At 70.6% G+C, this 17,028-nt stretch carries 15 protein-coding genes; 8 read left to right on the top strand and 7 right to left on the bottom strand.

Annotated features, from left to right (window positions below; translation table 11 throughout):
- Window positions 1-8 precede the first annotated feature (8 nt).
- Window positions 9-809: a BTAD domain-containing putative transcriptional regulator gene (locus tag ACFVKT_RS08180; protein ID WP_385728842.1), complete on the top strand. Its 801-nt coding sequence runs from the start codon at window positions 9-11 to the stop codon at window positions 807-809.
- Here ACFVKT_RS08180 and ACFVKT_RS08175 read toward each other — a convergent pair.
- Window positions 761-1,498 carry a TetR/AcrR family transcriptional regulator gene (locus tag ACFVKT_RS08175; protein ID WP_385728840.1) on the bottom strand — a complete coding sequence of 246 codons (738 nt, stop codon included), beginning with the start codon at window positions 1,496-1,498 and terminating at the stop codon, window positions 761-763. The two genes, ACFVKT_RS08180 and ACFVKT_RS08175, sit on opposite strands and share 49 nt — an antisense overlap.
- Before the next feature lie 293 nt (window positions 1,499-1,791).
- Here ACFVKT_RS08175 and ACFVKT_RS08170 point away from each other — a divergent pair, with 293 nt between their 5' ends.
- The gene (locus tag ACFVKT_RS08170; protein ID WP_385728838.1) at window positions 1,792-2,244 is read left to right on the top strand and encodes a nitroreductase family deazaflavin-dependent oxidoreductase; all 453 of its coding nucleotides are present in this window, start codon (window positions 1,792-1,794) and stop codon (window positions 2,242-2,244) included.
- Window positions 2,245-2,271: 27 nt separating this feature from the next.
- Here ACFVKT_RS08170 and ACFVKT_RS08165 read toward each other — a convergent pair whose 3' ends face one another.
- Window positions 2,272-3,477 (bottom strand): geranylgeranyl reductase family protein, encoded by a 1,206-nt coding sequence (locus ACFVKT_RS08165; protein WP_385728836.1) that lies wholly within the window; start codon window positions 3,475-3,477, stop codon window positions 2,272-2,274.
- Between the two features lie 184 nt (window positions 3,478-3,661).
- Between ACFVKT_RS08165 and ACFVKT_RS08160 the strand changes: the two genes are divergently transcribed.
- On the top strand, window positions 3,662-5,017 hold the full coding sequence (locus ACFVKT_RS08160) for a dipeptidase (protein WP_385728834.1): 1,356 nt from the start codon (window positions 3,662-3,664) through the stop codon (window positions 5,015-5,017).
- A 112-nt stretch (window positions 5,018-5,129) separates the two neighbouring features.
- Entirely contained in the window at window positions 5,130-6,197 is a 1,068-nt protein-coding gene (locus ACFVKT_RS08155; RefSeq protein WP_385728831.1) for a protein kinase family protein, read from the top strand.
- A 21-nt stretch (window positions 6,198-6,218) separates the two neighbouring features.
- On the opposite strand, the gene ACFVKT_RS08150 is transcribed toward ACFVKT_RS08155, so the two are convergent.
- Both ACFVKT_RS08150 and ACFVKT_RS08145 read right to left on the bottom strand, forming a co-directional pair.
- The gene (locus ACFVKT_RS08150; RefSeq protein WP_385728829.1) at window positions 6,219-7,259 is read right to left on the bottom strand and encodes an NUDIX domain-containing protein; all 1,041 of its coding nucleotides are present in this window, start codon (window positions 7,257-7,259) and stop codon (window positions 6,219-6,221) included.
- Between the two features lie 144 nt (window positions 7,260-7,403).
- Window positions 7,404-7,595: a hypothetical protein gene (locus ACFVKT_RS08145; RefSeq protein ID WP_385728828.1), complete on the bottom strand. Its 192-nt coding sequence runs from the start codon at window positions 7,593-7,595 to the stop codon at window positions 7,404-7,406.
- Between the two features lie 123 nt (window positions 7,596-7,718).
- Between ACFVKT_RS08145 and ACFVKT_RS08140 the strand changes: the two genes are divergently transcribed.
- Together ACFVKT_RS08140 and ACFVKT_RS08135 are read left to right on the top strand one after the other, a co-directional pair.
- Window positions 7,719-8,189 (top strand): excalibur calcium-binding domain-containing protein, encoded by a 471-nt coding sequence (locus ACFVKT_RS08140; RefSeq protein ID WP_385728826.1) that lies wholly within the window; start codon window positions 7,719-7,721, stop codon window positions 8,187-8,189.
- Between the two features lie 464 nt (window positions 8,190-8,653).
- On the top strand, window positions 8,654-10,696 hold the full coding sequence (locus ACFVKT_RS08135; protein WP_385728824.1) for an NPCBM/NEW2 domain-containing protein: 2,043 nt from the start codon (window positions 8,654-8,656) through the stop codon (window positions 10,694-10,696).
- 78 nt (window positions 10,697-10,774) lie between these two features.
- On the opposite strand, the gene ACFVKT_RS08130 is transcribed toward ACFVKT_RS08135, so the two are convergent.
- A complete protein-coding gene (locus ACFVKT_RS08130; RefSeq protein WP_385728822.1) occupies window positions 10,775-11,734 on the bottom strand; it encodes an ROK family protein in 960 nt (319 codons plus the stop codon).
- A gap of 237 nt (window positions 11,735-11,971) precedes the next feature.
- Here ACFVKT_RS08130 and ACFVKT_RS08125 point away from each other — a divergent pair, with 237 nt between their 5' ends.
- Both ACFVKT_RS08125 and ACFVKT_RS08120 read left to right on the top strand, forming a co-directional pair.
- Window positions 11,972-13,054 carry a LacI family DNA-binding transcriptional regulator gene (locus ACFVKT_RS08125; protein ID WP_385728820.1) on the top strand — a complete coding sequence of 361 codons (1,083 nt, stop codon included), beginning with the start codon at window positions 11,972-11,974 and terminating at the stop codon, window positions 13,052-13,054.
- 3 nt (window positions 13,055-13,057) lie between these two features.
- Window positions 13,058-13,825, top strand: coding sequence for a hypothetical protein (locus ACFVKT_RS08120; protein ID WP_385728818.1), 768 nt, complete (start codon window positions 13,058-13,060; stop codon window positions 13,823-13,825).
- An 8-nt stretch (window positions 13,826-13,833) separates the two neighbouring features.
- Here the strand turns inward: ACFVKT_RS08120 and ACFVKT_RS08115 are convergent, their stop codons facing one another.
- Together ACFVKT_RS08115 and ACFVKT_RS08110 are read right to left on the bottom strand one after the other, a co-directional pair.
- A complete protein-coding gene (locus ACFVKT_RS08115) occupies window positions 13,834-15,528 on the bottom strand; it encodes a serine/threonine-protein kinase (RefSeq protein WP_385728816.1) in 1,695 nt (564 codons plus the stop codon).
- Window positions 15,529-15,711: 183 nt separating this feature from the next.
- Window positions 15,712-17,016 (bottom strand): DUF6986 family protein, encoded by a 1,305-nt coding sequence (locus ACFVKT_RS08110; protein WP_385728814.1) that lies wholly within the window; start codon window positions 17,014-17,016, stop codon window positions 15,712-15,714.
- Window positions 17,017-17,028 lie beyond the last annotated feature (12 nt).

Below are 17,028 nucleotides of genomic sequence, written 5' to 3'. Positions count from 1 at the left end.
TCGAACTCATGGGTGACGGGACTCCGCACGGCACGCACGACCGCCTACGCTTCGAACTGCTCGGCCCGCTCCGGGCGTTGCGCGACGGAGCGGAGATCCCCCTCGGCCCACCCAAGCAACGCGCGGTGCTCGCCGTGCTGTTGCTGCAGGACGGCCGCCCGATCTCCTACGACGGTCTGGTCGAGGCAGTGTGGGGCGGCGCCCCGCCCGCGCATGTCCGCAATCTCGTGCAGAAGTACGTCTCCGGGCTGCGCCGCGCCCTCGGCGACGGGGCGGAACTGGTGTGGACGGGCAGCGGCTACCGGCTGACCGGCGCGGAGGCCGACGACCTGCGGGAGCGGCGGAAGCTGGTGGACGCGGCGCTTGCGGCACGGGACGCCGGGGAGCTGCGGCGCGCGGGCGAACTGGTCGCACAGGCAGAGGAGTTGTGGCGCGGAGAGTTCGCGGAGGGACTACGGGCCCCCTACTTGGCGGCCGAACGGCTCCGGTGGGCGGAGAAGCGGCTCACCGTCCTCGAAGCACGGCTGGCCGGCGAGATCGAGCTCGGCAGGTCTTTCGAGTACGTCCATGAACTCGTCCGGCTGGTCGCCGCGCATCCCTTGCGCGAGCGGCTCGCGGAGCTGCTGATGCTCGCGCTGTACCGGACCGGCCGGCCTACGGACGCGCTGGTCGCCTACGAGGGCGTACGGCAGCGTCTCGCCGAGGCAGTCGGCGCGGATCCCGGGCCCGCGCTGCGCTCGCTGCACGCGCGGATCCTCCGTCAGGACCCTGAGCCGCTGGACCCCTTGGCCACCGTTTCGGCGGGCTGAGGGAACACCAGGCCCACGCCGTGGGCCAGTTGATCCGCCGCGTGCCTGAAAAACGCCTCGCGGTCTTCGACGACCCGGTGGAACTGGCCGAACAGTTCGAAGCTGATCAGCCCGTAGAGCTGCGCCCAGGCGGCCACGAGCGCCGTGACGACCTCGGGCGGGAGGTCGGGCGCGAGGTCGGCGGTCATCCGCTGGGCCTCGGTCTTCAGCTCGGCGGGCAGGCGGGGGCGGGCGACCCCCTTGCCCTGGTACGCGTCGCGGACGATGCCGATCAGGAGCAGGCCCACGCGGGACGCGGCCGGGACGGTCGTGTCAGGCGCGGTGTACCCGGGCACGGGCGACCCGTAGATGAGCGCGTACTCGTGCGGACGCTCCAGTGCCCAGTGGCGCACCGCCACGCAGACCGCTGTCCAGCGCTCGCGGGGGGCGGCGCCGGCGACTCGGGCGTGCGCGGACTCGGCGGCCTCGCCAAGGGAGTCGTACGCGTCGATGATGAGTGCGGTCAACAGGTCGTCGCGGCTGGGGAAGTAGCGGTAGAGCGCGGAGGAGACCATGCCGAGCTCGCGGGCCACGGCCCGCAGCGAGAGCTTGGCGGCGCCCTCCGCCGCCAGCTGACCGCGCGCCTCGTCCTTGATGGCCGCGGTGACCTCGATCCTTGCTCGGGCACGTGCCCCTCGTGCGGTACTCATGCGGGGCAGTGTGCCACGTTTCCGGAGCAGTGCACACAAAGGAGAGCGGCGCTCTGAAATCGGAGCGGTGCTTCCGCGATGGCGAACGCCCGGGTCGCGACTCCCGGGCCGTGTCGCCTCCCCCCTGCCGCGGCACTCACCGACGTGAGCAGTGCACCAAAACGAGAGCGCCGCACAAAAACGAGAGCAGTGCTCTTGCTTTGGATCACCGATCTCGTACAGACTGCTCTCAAGCGAGAGCACTGCTCTCCCAAACCAGCGAGAGCAGTGCTCTCCAAAACCCAGGAGGAACCATGTCGTCGTCGGCCCACTACATCAAGCCCAAGTCCTTCGACAGGGCCATGAACGGCCTCGTCGGCTGGCTCGCGCGCCACGGCGTGAGCCTCCTCGGCAGTGCCGAGCTCTCCGTCAAGGGCCGCAAGAGCGGCGAGTGGCGGAAGGTTCCCGTCAACCCGCTCCCGTACGAGGGCGGCCCCTACCTCATCTCCGCCCGCGGCCACTCCGAATGGGTCCGCAACATGCGGGCGGCCGGCGGAGGACGGCTTCAGGTCGGGCGCAGGACCCAGGAGTTCACGGCGGTCGAGCTGGCCGACGCCGAGAAGCCGGTGGTCCTGCGCACCTACCTCAAGAAGTGGGGCTGGGAAGTGGGACGGTTCTTCGGCGACATCAATGTGAACTCCAGCGACGAGGAACTCCTCGCCGCCGCGCCCAAGCACCCGGTGTTCCGGATCACGGTCAAGCCGTGACCCCCTACGGAGCCCGCGGCCCGGAACCTACCGGTCGAGCGCGTTCAGCGCGCGACCGATGATCGGGCGGGAGCGGACGACCTCACCGAGCGAGGTCGAGCCGCGCGTGATCCCGGCGAAGGCACTCCACGCGGGCCGGAAGCCCGTGATCACCGCGTGGAGCACACCCGGCCGACGCTCGAAGGCCGAGAGCATCCGCTTGCCGACGCTCATCTCGACGCCGAGTCCCGCCTTGATCGCGAAGGCGTAGTTCAGGGCCTGGCGCCGCGTGTCGACAGCGTCGTGCGCCTCGGCGATCCGGACCGCCCACTCCCCCGCGAGCCGCCCGGAGCGCAGGGCGAAGGAGATGCCCTCGCGTGTCCAGGGTTCCAGGAGCCCCGCCGCGTCCCCGCACACCAGCACCCGGCCGCGCGACAGCGGCGAGTCGTCGGCGCGGCAGCGCGTCAAGTGGCCGGAGGAGATGCTCGGTTCGAAACCGGCGAGCCCGAGCCGGGCGATGAAGTCCTCCAAGTACCGCTTGGTGGCGGCGCCTTCACCGCGTGCGGAGATCACACCGACGGTGAGCGTGTCCCCTTTGGGGAACACCCAGCCGTAACTGCCTGGCATGGGACCCCAGTCGATGAGGACGCGTCCGGCCCAGTCCTCGGCGACGGTCTCCGGGACGGGGATCTCCGCCTCCAGGCCGAGGTCCACCTGGTCGACCTTCACACCGACGTGCGCGCCTATGCGACTGGCGCTGCCGTCCGCGCCGACGACCGCCCGTCCCAGCACCGTCTCACCGCCCTGGAGGACGACGGCGACGGTACGCCGGTCCGGAACGGCGGAACCATGCTGTTCGACGCGCGTGACCGTGACGCCCGTGCGCAGTTCGGCGCCCGCCTTCTGTGCGAACTCGACCAGCTGCTGGTCGAACTCGGGGCGGTTGATCAGCCCGAACAGCATCTGCCGGGAGCGCCTGGTGCGCGTGAACTTCCCGTCCAGCGAGAACGTGACCGCGTGCACGCGGTCCTGGAGCGGCAGTTCGAAGCCGGGCGGCAGCGCGTCGCGCGAGGGGCCGATGATTCCGCCGCCGCACGTTTTGTAGCGCGGCAGCTCCGCCTTCTCCAGCAACAGGACGCTGCGTCCCGCGACCGCTGCCGCATAGGCGGCCGAGGCGCCTGCGGGCCCCGCGCCGACCACGACGACGTCCCACACCCGCTGCCCGTCGTCCGCCGAAGAGTTCTCGCTGCTCACGATGGTCTTTTGCTCCCAGTCCAGCCGTCTGCCGCACGTGTCTCCCGCATCCTACGGCGGCCATCGCCGCAGGCCACTGTGGGAGGATCGGCAGCGTAGGCGCCCTGCACACCGGGAGCCGCTTACACACCGCACGATCACCTGTACACAGAAGTACAACGTCGCACCCACAAGGAGCGTGCCCATGTCGTCGAATTCGGTCGCCGAGACCGTCGCCTCCCTGATGCCCCGGGCGAAGGCGGAGCTCACCGAGCTGGTGGCCTTCAAGTCGGTGGCGGACTTCGATCAATACCCCAAGAGCGAGAGCGAGGGCGCCGCGAACTGGGTCGCCGACGCCTTGCGCACCGAGGGTTTCCAGGACGTGGCACTGCTCGACACCCCTGACGGCACACAGTCGGTGTACGGCTTCCTGCCCGGTCCCGAGGGTGCGAAGACCGTCCTGTTGTACGCGCACTACGACGTGCAGCCGCCGCTGGACGAAGCGGCCTGGGTGTCGCCGCCGTTCGAGCTGACGGAGCGCGACGGCCGCTGGTACGGGCGGGGCAGCGCCGACTGCAAGGGCGGTGTCGTGATGCATCTCCTCGCGCTGCGTGCGCTGAAGGCGAACGGCGGCGTGCCCGTGCACGTCAAGGTGATCGTCGAGGGTTCGGAGGAGCAGGGCACCGGCGGTCTTCAGGCATACGCCGAGGAGAACCCCGAGTTGCTGACCGCCGACACCATCGTCATCGGCGACGCCGGCAACTTCCGGGCCGGTCTGCCGACGGTCACCTCGACACTGCGCGGCATGACCCTGGTACGCGTCTCGGTGGACACCCTCGAAGGGAACCTGCACTCGGGCCAGTTCGGCGGCGCGGCGCCCGACGCGCTCGCCGCGCTGATCCGCGTACTGGACTCGCTGCGCGCCGAGGACGGTTCGACGACGGTCGACGGGCTGGCCGACGACACGGAGTGGGACGGCCTCCAGTACGAGGAGGAGGCGTTCCGTGCGGACGCCAAGGTGCTCGACGGGGTGGAGCTCATCGGCACCGGCACGGTCGCCGACCGTATCTGGGCGCGTCCGGCCGTCACCGTCCTCGGCATCGACTGCCCGCCGGTCGTCGGTGCGACCCCCTCCGTGCAGGCGGGCGCCCGCGCGCTGGTCAGCCTCCGGGTGCCGCCGGGCATGGACGCGGCCGAGGCGACCAAGCTCCTCGAGGCCCACGTCGTGGCGCACACGCCCTGGGGAGCGCGGGTGAGCACCGAGCAGATCGGCGAGGGGCAGCCGTTCCGCGCCGACACCTCCAGCCCGGCGTACGCGTCGATGGCCGAGGCGATGTCGGTCGCGTACGAGGGCCAGGAAATGCAGTACGCGGGCATGGGCGGCTCCATCCCCCTCTGCAACACCCTCGCCTCGCTGTACCCGCGGACCGAGATCCTCCTCATCGGCCTCAGCGAGCCGGAGGCACAGATCCACGCGGCCAACGAGGGCGTCTCCCCGGACGAGCTGGAACGCCTCTCGGTCGCGGAGGCGCTCTTCCTGCGGAACTACGCGGCGAGTTGAGAGCGCGGGCGGGCCGCTGAGGCGGCCCGCCCACAGCGCAGGACCTGCTCTGTGCAGAGGCCGCACCGCGGAATTCGGCGAGACCACGACCAGGGATGGCAATCTTGGCGCGGTGGAGACCTCCGACCTGACACACGCAGTGCGCCTCGGCATCCACAGTGAGGTATCCACCTCCCTGGCCCGGTACGGCGATCGCGAACTCGGCGATCTGGTGGCGACCGCCCAGCCCCTGGGCACCGGCATCGGCGGGAGATCCGCGCTGCTGGACGTCGCCGGAACGCCTGTCTTCGTCAAACGGGTGCCGCTCACCGATCTGGAGCGGCTGCCGGAGCACACCGAGTCCACGGCCAATCTCTTCGGCGTGCCGTCCTTCTGCCAGTACGGCGTCGGCGGAGGGCCGGGATTCGGGGCCTGGCGGGAACTCTCCGCGCACACGATGACGACGAACTGGGTGCTGGGCGGGCGGTTCGGAGGCTTCCCGCTGATGTATCACTGGCGGGCGCTGCCCGATTCGGCGCAGCCGCTTCCCGACGAACTGGCCGACGTGGAAAGGGCCGTCGCCTACTGGGCAGGCGCGGAGCCGGTACGCCGGCGCATCGAGGCTCTCCGCGACGCCACGGCGAGTCTCACTCTGTTCATGGAGTACATCCCGCACAACCTCCACCGCTGGCTGGGCAAGCGGCTCCAGGAGGAACCCGGCGACCCGGCGGCGTACTCCCTGGTCGAGGAGGGACTGGAAGCCGGGGTGTCGTTCATGAACGCGCGCGGACTCCTGCACTTCGACGCGCACTTCGAGAACATCCTCACCGACGGCCGCCGGCTGTACTTCACGGACTACGGCCTCTCACTCTCCTCACGCTTCCAACTGTCGGAGGAGGAGGCCGGCTTCTTCGCCCGGCATGCGAACTACGACCGCTCGTACACGCAGTCGTACCTGGTGAACTGGCTGATCACCGCCCTGTACGGGTACGGGAGGGACGAACGGGAGGAGATGCTGCACGAGTGCGCCGAGGGGAGGCGGCCCGAGGGAATCCCGCAGACCGCCGCCGCGATCATCACCCGGCACGCACCCCTCGCCGCCGTGATGACGGACTTCATCCGCAGGCTCCGTCAGGAGACCCGGCAGACCCCGTATCCGGCGGAGAAGCTGCTCCGGCTCGGCAACTCCTGGCGCCCGTGACCTCACCTCATGGCGACAACGTCAACCGACCGGAACCCCCGCCTCCAAGTACAACGCCGCCCCCCGCTCCCGCGCCCGCAGCGCCCATCGCAGCCGCTCGTAGCGCACGGGTGGCAGCAGACCGGCCGCCTCCTGCTCGCTCACGAAGCGCCAGTCGCGCAGTTCGGGGCCGGGGAGGAGCAGGCGTCCGGCGGCGGCGGTGTCGAGGCGGCCGCCGTCGAAGAGGAGGCGCAGGCCGCCGAAGCCGGGCGGCGCGGGCGGCTCCCAGTCGATGACGAGCAGGCCGGGTACGTCCTCGAGCTGCAGGCCGGTCTCCTCGGCGACCTCGCGTATGCCCGCTCGCGCGGGAGCCTCGCCGGGCTCGACGACGCCGCCGGGGAACTCCCAGCCCGCCTTGTACGTCGGGTCGACGAGCAGCACACGGTCCTGCTCGTCGAAGAGGAGCACCCCCGCGGCGACGGTCTCCGCGGTGGGTTCGGGGGTCTGCACGATCTCGCACACGGACACGTCACCGGCGTGCACGGCCTCGGCGATGCGCAGAGCGGCCTCGTACGGGGTGAGCGCGCCGGTGTCCACGGGGTGGGCGTCGGCGAGGAGCCAGGAGCTGAGTGCGGCGCGATACGGCTCGATGTGATCGTAGGACCACTGGCGCACCCGTATCTCACCGTCGGGCAGCTCCGGCGACACCTCACGCCCCGCTATTCGCTTGCGCAGGATCGTTTCCGCCGGGGCGAGGAGCACATGCCGTACGGGGATCCGGCGCGCGGCGAGGCCACCGAAGATCTCATCGCGGTACTCCTGACGCAGCAGGGTCATCGGGACCAGCAGGACACCTCCGAGCTCGCCGAGCATCGCCGCCGCGGTGTCGACCACGAGGCGTCGCCAGATCGGCAGGTCCTGGAAGTCGCCGACCTCGGCGAGGCGCTTGGGCGGCAGCAACTGCGGAAGCGTGCCACCGATGACCTCGGGGTCGAAGAGCGTGCTGTTCGGGATCAGCTCGATCAGTTCCCGTGCGGTGGTGGTCTTCCCCGCACCGAACGCACCGTTGATCCAGATGATCACGGTTCCCCCTCTTCTGTTGGCCCCCTGAGGCTTGCCCGCTCCACCCTGCCACGGAAACCAGCCCCTGATGAGGGAGCCGGAGGGAGCCGAAAGCAAGGCGCCGGCGCCCCCGCCCAGGGACACCGGCGCCGCGGATCGAACCTCTCAGCCGTTCTGGCCCAGTGCACCCTTGTCCAGGGCCAGGCTGTCACTGCTGACGGTGTGGTCGAGATTGCTGAGCGTGTCGTTGACGTCCAGGTTGTCGAGTACGTCCGTGTCGGCGTGGGAGGGCGTGACCGCCGCGACGACGAATCCGGCGGCCAGGGAGGCAATGGCAAGCATGCTTCGCTTCTTCATGCCCGGTTCAACTGCGAAGCCCTGGCATCAGTAACGGGTGGGTCACGCAACGCGACTTCGCACCATCCGGCACATCCGCAGCACTACCGTCATCCCCCTCGAAACATCCCTGGGGGGGACAAGATGACCAACCCGTACACACCACCATCAGCCGCACCCGTCCGCACCGCTCCGGTCTCGGCCCGCGAACGGTTCCTCCTGCCCGCGCTCGCCGTGGCGTTCCTCATCGGCATAGGCATCGGCATAGCCACCGGCGGCGGAGACGACAAGGAACCTGCGGCGGCCGCTGCCCAGCCGACGGCCACGGTCACCGCCACCGCCACCGCCACCGCGACCGCGACCGCGACGGAGACAGCGACACCGAAGCCCGCCGCCACCGTGACGGTCCGGGCGACGACGACCGTGAGAACGACTGTCACCGCGCAACCCGCCGCCGGCAGCGACACCGGCGACGACAGCGGCGGCGGAAGCGACGACGTCTACTACCAGAACTGCGCCGCCGCCCGCGCCGCCGGAGCCGCTCCCGTGCACGTGGGCGAACCCGGCTACGGCCGCCATCTCGACCGCGACGGGGACGGCGTCGGCTGCGAGTAGAGCGCCGCCTGCCCTACGAGGAGCCCGGAGCGTTGGGGACCACGTCCGAGGCGTTGGTCCCCACGCCGGCTTCGTTCGTGTTTCCGTCAGGTCCATCGCCGGACGCCGAAAGCAGGTCGCCAAGCGTGACCATGCCGACCCCAACGCCCGCGCCACGCAAGTGACTTCACCGGAACATCCGATGTTCTGGCATGCCTGAGTGCAGGACGAGGCACTTCCACGTCAGCCGCGACCTGCCTGCCTACGCCATGCCGCAATCAACACAACCGAACACGGGACTTGGATCCCACTCCCATTAAGGGGCAGCGTCAAGCGTTCTGACGACATATCGAACATCTGCTCTCGCATTGCGTCCGTCATGACGCAACCCTTCCAACAGTGTCCGACACGTCCTACCGTAAACGCACAGCGATGACACAGGCATGACGTCATCCCACCTTTCGCGTGCTCGGAGGAACGTAACGATGCGTCACCTTCACACCCGTACAGCCCGCCGAAGAGCGGTCGGGGCACTCGCCGCAGGACTGTTGTGTACGATCGGCCTCGCCGCGCCGGCCTTGGCCGCCCCCGCAGCCGCCCCCGCCGAGGATGTCTCCCCGACCGTGGACGACGGCCTGGCCCTCACCCCGCCCATGGGTTTCAACAACTGGAACTCCACGCACTGCCGCGCCGAGTTCAACGAGGACATGGTCAAGGGGATCGCCGACATCTTCGTCGAGAAGGGTCTCAAGGACGCCGGATACCAGTACGTCAATCTGGACGACTGCTGGGCCCTGCAGTCCCGCGACGCGGACGGCAAGCTGGTACCCGATCCCGTCCGATTCCCCAATGGACTCAAGGCAGTTGCCGACTACGTCCACTCCAAGGGACTGAAGCTCGGCATCTACACCAGCGCCGGTACGAAGACCTGCAACGAGGCGGGCTTCCCGGGTGCGCTCGGCCACGAGTACAGCGACGCCCAGCAGTTCGCGGACTGGGGTGTCGACTACCTCAAGTACGACAACTGCAACAACCAGGGCGTGGATGCCCGCCTGCGCTATACGACCATGCGCGACGCCCTGCTGGCCGCCACGCGGACAACGGGCCGCCCCATCGTCTACAGCCTCTGCGAGTGGGGCGAGAACAAGCCCTGGGAATGGGCGTCCGAGGTCGGACACCTGTGGCGTACGACCGGTGACATCAGTGACAATTGGGGCTCGATGCTGTCGATCCTCAAGCAGAACCTGCCCCTCGCCCAGTACGCCGGTCCCGGGCGGTGGAACGACCCGGACATGCTGGAGGTCGGCAACGGCGGCATGACCTACACCGAGTACCGCTCGCACTTCTCCCTGTGGTCGATCATGGCCGCGCCTCTGCTCATCGGCTCCGACCTGCGCGACGCGTCCGACGCGACCTTCGAGATCCTCGGCAACAAGGAGGTCATCACCGTCGACCAGGACCCGCTCGGCAGGCAGGGCACGGTGCTCTCCTCCGAGGGCGGGCGCTGGGTCGTCGCCAAGGAGATGAAGGACGGCAGCCGGACGGTGGCGCTGTTCAACGAGACCGGCAGCGCGCAAAGGGTCGCCACCACCGCGCGGGCCGTCGGACTGCCCGCCGCCGGCGCCTACACCGTGCGCGATCTGTGGCAGCACAAGAGCTACAACACCGCCGGCACCATCTCGGCGACCGTTCCCGCGCACGGCACCGTGCTCGTACGCGTCTCCACCGACGCCAAGTGGGCCAAGAACCCGCCCGCCGTCGAACTCGGCCTGGACGGCAGCCTGTTGGTCGAGGCGGGCAAGCCCGTCACGCTGAAGTCGACGGTGACCGACCTTGGCCGTACGGCCGCCGAGCAGGTCTCCGTGAAACTGAACGGGCCGGCGGGCTGGACGGTCAAGGCGACCTCACCGGCGGGCGCGCACACGCTGCCGACGGGCCGGTCGCTGAGTACGTCGTGGAAGGTCACCGCCCCCAAGGGCACGCCCGCGGGCTCGTACGACCTGACGCTCAAGGTGACCTACCGCTCGCCCACAGGGGTGCGCGCCGAGAGGGTGCTGCCACTGACAGCATCCGTCGTCGTGGCACCGCCCTCGGGAGTCTCCTTCCTCGGGGACCTGCCGTGGCTGTCGACGACCAATGGCTGGGGCCCTGTTGAGCGCAACACCAGCAACGGTGAGAACGAAGCGGGCGACGGCAATCCGATGACCGTCAACGGTGTCGTGTACACCAAGGGGCTCGGCGTGCACGCCGACAGCACCGTCGAGTACTACACCGGCAAAGCGTGCGAGACCGTCAGCGCGCAGGTGGGTGTCGACGACGAGGAAGGGAACGACGGTTCCGTCGCCTTCGAGATCTGGGCGGACGGTACGAAGGTGGCCTCCTCGGACGTACTCACCAACGCCCAGGCCGCGCAGGCGATCTCGGCCGACGTGAGCGGCGCCCAGACGGTGCGTCTCGTCGTCACCGACGGCGGTGACGGGAGCACCTCGGACCACGGCGACTGGGCGGACGCACAGCTGACCTGCTGAAGCCCGGAAGCAACTCGGACCACGGCGACGGGCGGACGCACAGCTCACCTGCTGACGCGCCGCCCGGCCGCCACCGGGTCAGCCGCTCACACCTGCGGCGGTCGTGTTCGCCCTGCGGGTGAGCGCGGCCGCCGCCGCGCCGACCAGCCCGGCGTCCGTGCCCATCAGCGCGGGCGCCACGGTCAGGCGCTGGACGAAGGACAGCGTCGCGTAGTCGGCCAGCGCCTTGCGCAGCGGCGTGAACAGGACGTCCCCGGCCTTGCCGACGCCGCCGCCGATGACGGCGATGTCGATCTCGACGAGGGTCGCGGTCGCCGCGATGCCCGCCGCGAGGGCCTGCGCCGCACGCTCGAAGGAGGCGGTGGCGACCGGGTCACCCGCACGGGCGGCGGCGGCAACCGCGGCCGCCGAGGTGTCGCCGTCCGGACCGGGCTGCCAGCCGCCCTCCAGCGCACGGCGCGCGATGTTCGGGCCGCTCGCGATGCGCTCGACACAGCCGCGGGATCCGCAGGGACAGAGGTCGCCGTCGAGGTCCACACTGATGTGGCCGATGTGACCCGCGTTGCCGGTGGGCCCCGGGTGCAGCTTGCCGCCCAGGACCAGGCCGCCGCCGACCCCCGTGGACACCACCATGCAGAGCGCGTTGTCGTGGCCGCGTGCCGCGCCCTGCCAGTGCTCGGCCGCCGTGATGGCCACGCCGTCGCCGATCAGCTCGACGGGCAGGCCGGCCGTGGCCCTGCGGACCCGCTCGACCAGTGGATACCCGCGCCAGCCCGGCACGTTCACCGGGCTCACCGTGCCCTCCGAGGCATCCACGGGTCCCGCGCTGCCGATACCGACGGCGCCCGCCCTGCTCCACAGCGGGGAGAGGGTCAGCTCGCGGATCACTTCCTCCACGGCCCCCATCACAGTGTCGCCGTCCTCCTGCGCAGGCGTCGCACGCTGCGCGCGGAGGAGAATCCGGCCGTGGCCGTCCACCAGCGCTCCGGCGATCTTGGTGCCGCCGATGTCGAGCGCGGCCACGAGGTCGGTGTGCATCAGTGTCAGATCTCCCAAGGCGGTCTCGAATCGGACCCGCCGCGCTGCGGGCCCGTGCCCCCGGCCGGAAACAGGGCGGAACGACGCGCCTCTGGGGGAAGGCGCAGGCCGGAGAATGCGGTGGACAGTGTCTCCCGCATCTGACAACGTTGTCCAGGCTCTATGCTCGACGCCACATCCTCATACAACCCCATGGACCGACGCATCCCCCTAGTCCATTCTCATGGATCATTCTTTATGGAGCGACGCATCCCCGTGGACGACAGGACAGGACAGCGCATCGTGGCAGAGACCGCCCGCCGATCCGAGAACCGCTATGGCAACCGTCCCACCATGAAGGATGTCGCCGCGCGCGCGGGGGTCGGTCTCAAGACGGTCTCGCGTGTGGTCAACGGCGAACCGGGGGTCACCCCGGACACCGAGCGCCGCGTCCAGGAGGCCATCGACGCGCTGGGCTTCCGCCGCAACGACAGCGCGCGGGTGCTGCGCAAGGGCAGCACCGCGAGCATCGGCCTCGTCCTGGAGGATCTCGCGGACCCGTTCTACGGACCGCTGAGCCGGGCGGTCGAAGAGGTCGCCCGTGCCCATGGCGCGCTCCTGATCAACGGCTCCAGCGCCGAGGACCCCGACCGCGAGCAGGAGTTGGTCCTCGCGCTGTGCGCGCGCCGGGTGGACGGGCTCGTGGTGATTCCGGCCGGTGACGACCACCGTTATCTGGAGCCCGAGATAAAGGCGGGCGTCGCCACGGTGTTCGTGGACCGCCCGGCGGGGCGGATCGATGCCGACGTCGTGCTGTCCGACAGCTTCGGCGGGGCCCGCGACGGCGTCGCCCATCTCATCGCCCACGGCCACCGCCGGATCGGTTTCATCGGCGACATGCCCCGCATCCACACGGCCGCCGAGCGACTGCGCGGCTACCGCGCCGCGATGGAGGACGCGGGTATAGAGGTCGAGGACGCGTGGATGTCCCTGGGCGTCACCGACCCGCAGCGGGTGCGCAAGGCGGCCGAGGACATGCTCTCCGGCGACTCCCCCGTCACCGCGGTCTTCGCCGGCAACAACCGTGTGACCGTCACGGTGGTCCGGGTCATCGCCGAGCGCGGGCGTCCGGTCGCCCTCGTCGGCTTCGACGACATCGAACTCGCCGACCTCCTCCAGCCCGGCGTCACCGTCGTCGCCCAGGACGCCGCAGCCCTCGGCCGCACCGCGGCCGAACGCCTCTTCCGCCAGCTCGACGGCAGCCTCATCACTCCGGAACGCATCCAGCTCCCGACCCGGCTGATCACCCGCGGCTCGGGGGAACTGCCGCCCTCGGTCTGAGCCATGGGCCGCCCGGATCCTCGTACGCTCGAAGCGCTGGGCCTCGCCGAGGCGCCACGTGACCATCCGCTGAGCTATCCGGGCAAGTGGCCTCAGGAGTCCGTACTCCTGGACGGGGACCGCCTGTTGCCCCTGGAGCGGCTGGTGCACAAGGACCGCGTCCCCGTCATCGCCGTCGGCTCCAACGCCTGCCCCGCCCAACTCCGGCACAAGATGGCGGAGTACGAGGTGTCCTCCCGTATCCCGATGGTGAAGGCGCGGGTCACCGGCCTGGGTGTCGGCGTCTCGGCCCATGTGAGCCTGATGGGCTACGTGTCCGCGTCACCGTTCCAAGCACCGGGAACGGTGAGCGAGTTGTTCGTCACCTGGCTCGACGAGGCACAGCTCGCGGTCATCGACGCCAGCGAGGGAGTGACGGCGCCGACCGGTGCGTACGACCGTGCCCGGCTCTCCTCGGACGACTTCCGGATCGAGCTGGAGTCCGGCGAACTCCTCCCCGGCGCCCACGTCTACGTCAACCGCCGTGGCGTCCTTCACGACGGCTCGGGTGCGCCGCGCGGGCACCCGGGCGAGCGTCCGCTGCTGACCTCTCTCCTCGGCGAATCACCGCGCCTGCGTGAGCTGTTCGGGGCCACGCCCGAGGAGTTCTGCACGAGGGCGCGCTTCGACAGAGCGCTCTGCGCGCAGGGCACCCGGCTGTTCGCCGAGGAAGGACTTGCGATGCCCTCCGGCCTGGAAGGGCCTGAAGGGCCTGAAGGGCTGGAAAAGTAAGTGCGGTCTCAGCAGACCGGGAGTCCCGGAAGCGGCGCGTCGTTGTCGCCGCCCTGGATGTAGACATCGCTGACGAAGACATTGACGTTGCCGCTGTCGTCGTCGGTCCTGGCCCACCAGACGTTGGTCCACTCGCCGTAGGTCTCCCGGCGGCCCAGGTTCTGCTGGCAGTAGAAGTAGTTGGTGCCCGCGTTGAGGGTGCCGGCCGCGGCGCCGGAGGCGGTGTAGGACGTGGCGGTGCGCCAGACCTGGCAGTTGTACCTGCCGCCGCCGATGGGGTCGCAGACCGGCTCGGGAGGGGGGTCGGGGGTGGGAGAGCTGCTGGAACCGCCCCCGGTCGCACCGCCGTCGGTGGAGCCGCCCGCGGTTCCACCCGAAGTCCCGCCGGTGCCAACGCCGTTGACAGGGACCTTTGAGGGTTTCGGAGCACTCTCGCCCGGGTGACTGGGCTTCTGTGCCGGGGGCTTGGAGTTCTTGTCGCCCAGTTCGGTCGGTCCGGAGTCGTCCGACAGGTCCACCTCGCCGCGGCTGGCTCCGCCGGAGGGCGCCGCGCCGTCGGCCCGGGGCGGCACCTGCCGGGCCGCGCTGCCGGTGTCGCCCGGGCTGTTCAGCAGTGCGACGCTCACGCCGGCCGCCGCGAGGACGACGGTGACGGCCGCCGCGGCGAGGAGGGCGCGGCCTCGGCGGCGGGGTGCGGGAGAAGTGCCGACGGCCACCGGGGCCGCCGCGGGGACGACGGGCTCCGGCGGTCCGAAACCTGGCGGTACGGAGGGGATACTCAGCGCCGTCTCCTCGTACGGCCTTGGCTCCGGTATCCGCAGCCCAGTCGTCCGGGAGTCCGTCTCAGGGGCTCGCGCGACCGCCTCCAGCAGCTCGCGCGCCCGGTCCGCGTCCGGGCGTTGCTCCGGCTGCTTGTGCATGAGCTGCCGCAGTACGGGTCCCAGTGGCCCGGCCCGCCGGGGTTCCGGCAGCGGCTCGGCCACTATCGCGGTGAGCGTGGACCATGTCGACGTACGGCGGAAGGGGGACGACCCCTCCACGGCCGCGTACAACGTGGCGCCCAGTGCCCAGATGTCCGACGCCGGGCCCGGGTCGTCGCCCTGGGCACGCTCGGGCGCCAAGTAGTCGAGGGAGCCGACCAGTTCACCACTGCGGGTCAGCTGGGTGGTCGAGCCGTCACCGGCGTCCTCCATCGTGGCGATGCCGAAGTCGGTGAGGACGACACGGCCCGAGCGGTCCAGGAGGATGTTGCCCGGCTTCACGTCGCGGTGCAGGACGCCTGCGCGGTGGGCCGCGGCGAGCGCGTCCATGACCTTGGCGCCGATCGAGGCCGCCTCGCGGGGAGTCAGGGTGCCGCGCTCCCCCAGGACGTCGTCCAGTGAGGGGCCGTCCACCAGTTCCATGACGATGAGGGGGCGTCCGTCGACCGCCACCACGTCGTAGACGGCCACGACTCCGGGGTGGCGCACCCGGGCCGCCGCGCGGGCCTCGCGCTGCATCCGCCTGCCCAGGTCGGCCAGTTCGGGGGCGACGGCGTCCGTGTAGGTGCGCAGTTCCTTGACGGCGACCTCGCGGCCCAGGATCTCGTCCCGGGCCCGCCAGACGACGCCCATACCGCCTCGGCCGAGTTGGGCCAGCACGCGATAGCGCCCGGCCAGCAACCGGCCGGTTCCGTCCGCCTGTTGGTTCTCCCCCGAAGACACCGCTGCCCCGTTCCTTGGTCACGCCAGTGGATGGCGTCCACCCTACGGGGCAGGAGTGACGGCTGGTGCCGGGAGTAGGCCCTCTGTGATGTGGTCGCCGCGCAAACCGGCGTCAAAGGCCCTCGTGAGGCTGCGGGCCGCCCGCAGACTGGTCGCGCAGTCCCCGCGCCCCTACGGAGCCCTCTACTTGGCCGAGATGGTCAAGTCCGCCCGCCTCGGCACCGCGAACCCCTCCAGCTCCGCCCGCGTCAGCCCCGTCACCCGCGCCACCTCGGCGATGTCCAGGGCGCCGCAGTCCAGCCCGCGCAGCAGATAGCCGCTGAGAGCCTTGGCGGTGGCGGGTTCGTCCATGACGTCGCCGCCGGCCTGGTTGGCGTAGCGGGAGAGGCGGGCGGCGGCCTGCTCGAAACCCTCGCGGTAGAAGGCGAAGACGGCCGCGTAGCGGGTCGGGATGTGGCCGGGGTGCATGTCCCAGCCCTGGTAGTAGGCGCGGGCGAGGGCGCGTCGGGTGAGGCCGTAGTGCAGCCGCCAGGCGTCGTGGACCTGCTCCGTCGGACCGACGGGCAGGACGTTGGTGGAGCCGTCGCAGACACGCACGCCGGTGCCCGCGGCGGCGACCTGCATGATCGCCTTGGCGTGGTCGGCGGCGGGGTGGTCGCTCGCCTGGTAGGCGGCGCTGACGCCGAGGCAGGCGCTGTAGTCGAAGGTGCCGTAGTGCAGGCCGGTGGCGCGGCCCTCGGCGGCCCGGATCATGCGGGCGACGGTCGCGGTGCCGTCGGCGGCGAGGATCGACTGGCTGGTCTCGATCTGGATCTCGAAGCCGATCCGCCCGGCCTCCAGACCGCGCGCCTTCTCGAACTCCTCCAGGAGCCGGACCATCGCGGTGACCTGCTCGGCGTACGTCACCTTCGGCAGGGTCAGGACGAGCCCGTCTGGCAGACCACCGGCCTCCATCAGGCCGGTGAGGAAGATGTCGAGGGTGCGGATGCCGCGGGCGCGGACCGGGGCTTCCAGGCACTTCATGCGGATGCCCATGTAGGGGGCCGCCGTGCCGTTCTCGTACGCCTCGGCGATCAGCCGGGCCGCGCGGGCCGCCGCTTCGTCCTCCTCGGCGTCCGGGCGCGGGCCGTAGCCGTCCTCGAAGTCGATGCGCAGGTCCTCGATCGGTTCGCGCTCCAGTTTGGCCCGTACACGGTCGTACACGGGCTTCGCGAGCTCGTCGCCGAGGCCGAGGACGGCGGCGAGGGAGGCGGCGTCCGGGGCGTGCTCGTCGAGGGCCGCGAGGGCGCGGTCGCCCCAGCTGCGGACCGTGTCGGCGGTGAACTCGTCACCGGGTACGTACACGGTGTGGACGGGCTGCCGGGTGCCGGGATCGCCGGGGTAGTGGCGCTCCAGCTCGGCGTCGACCGTGGCGAGGGAGGCGCTGATCTCCTCGCTGACGGCGCCCGTGAGGCTGGTCGCCACCTTCTCCTGCTGACCCTGACCCATTCCACACCCTCC

Source organism: Streptomyces sp. NPDC127595 (assembly GCF_042671685.1).
Classification (GTDB): Bacteria; Actinomycetota; Actinomycetes; order Streptomycetales; family Streptomycetaceae; genus Streptomyces.
The sequence above is the reverse complement of the archived record's forward strand: the minus strand, read 5'-3'. Positions and strand labels throughout refer to the sequence as shown.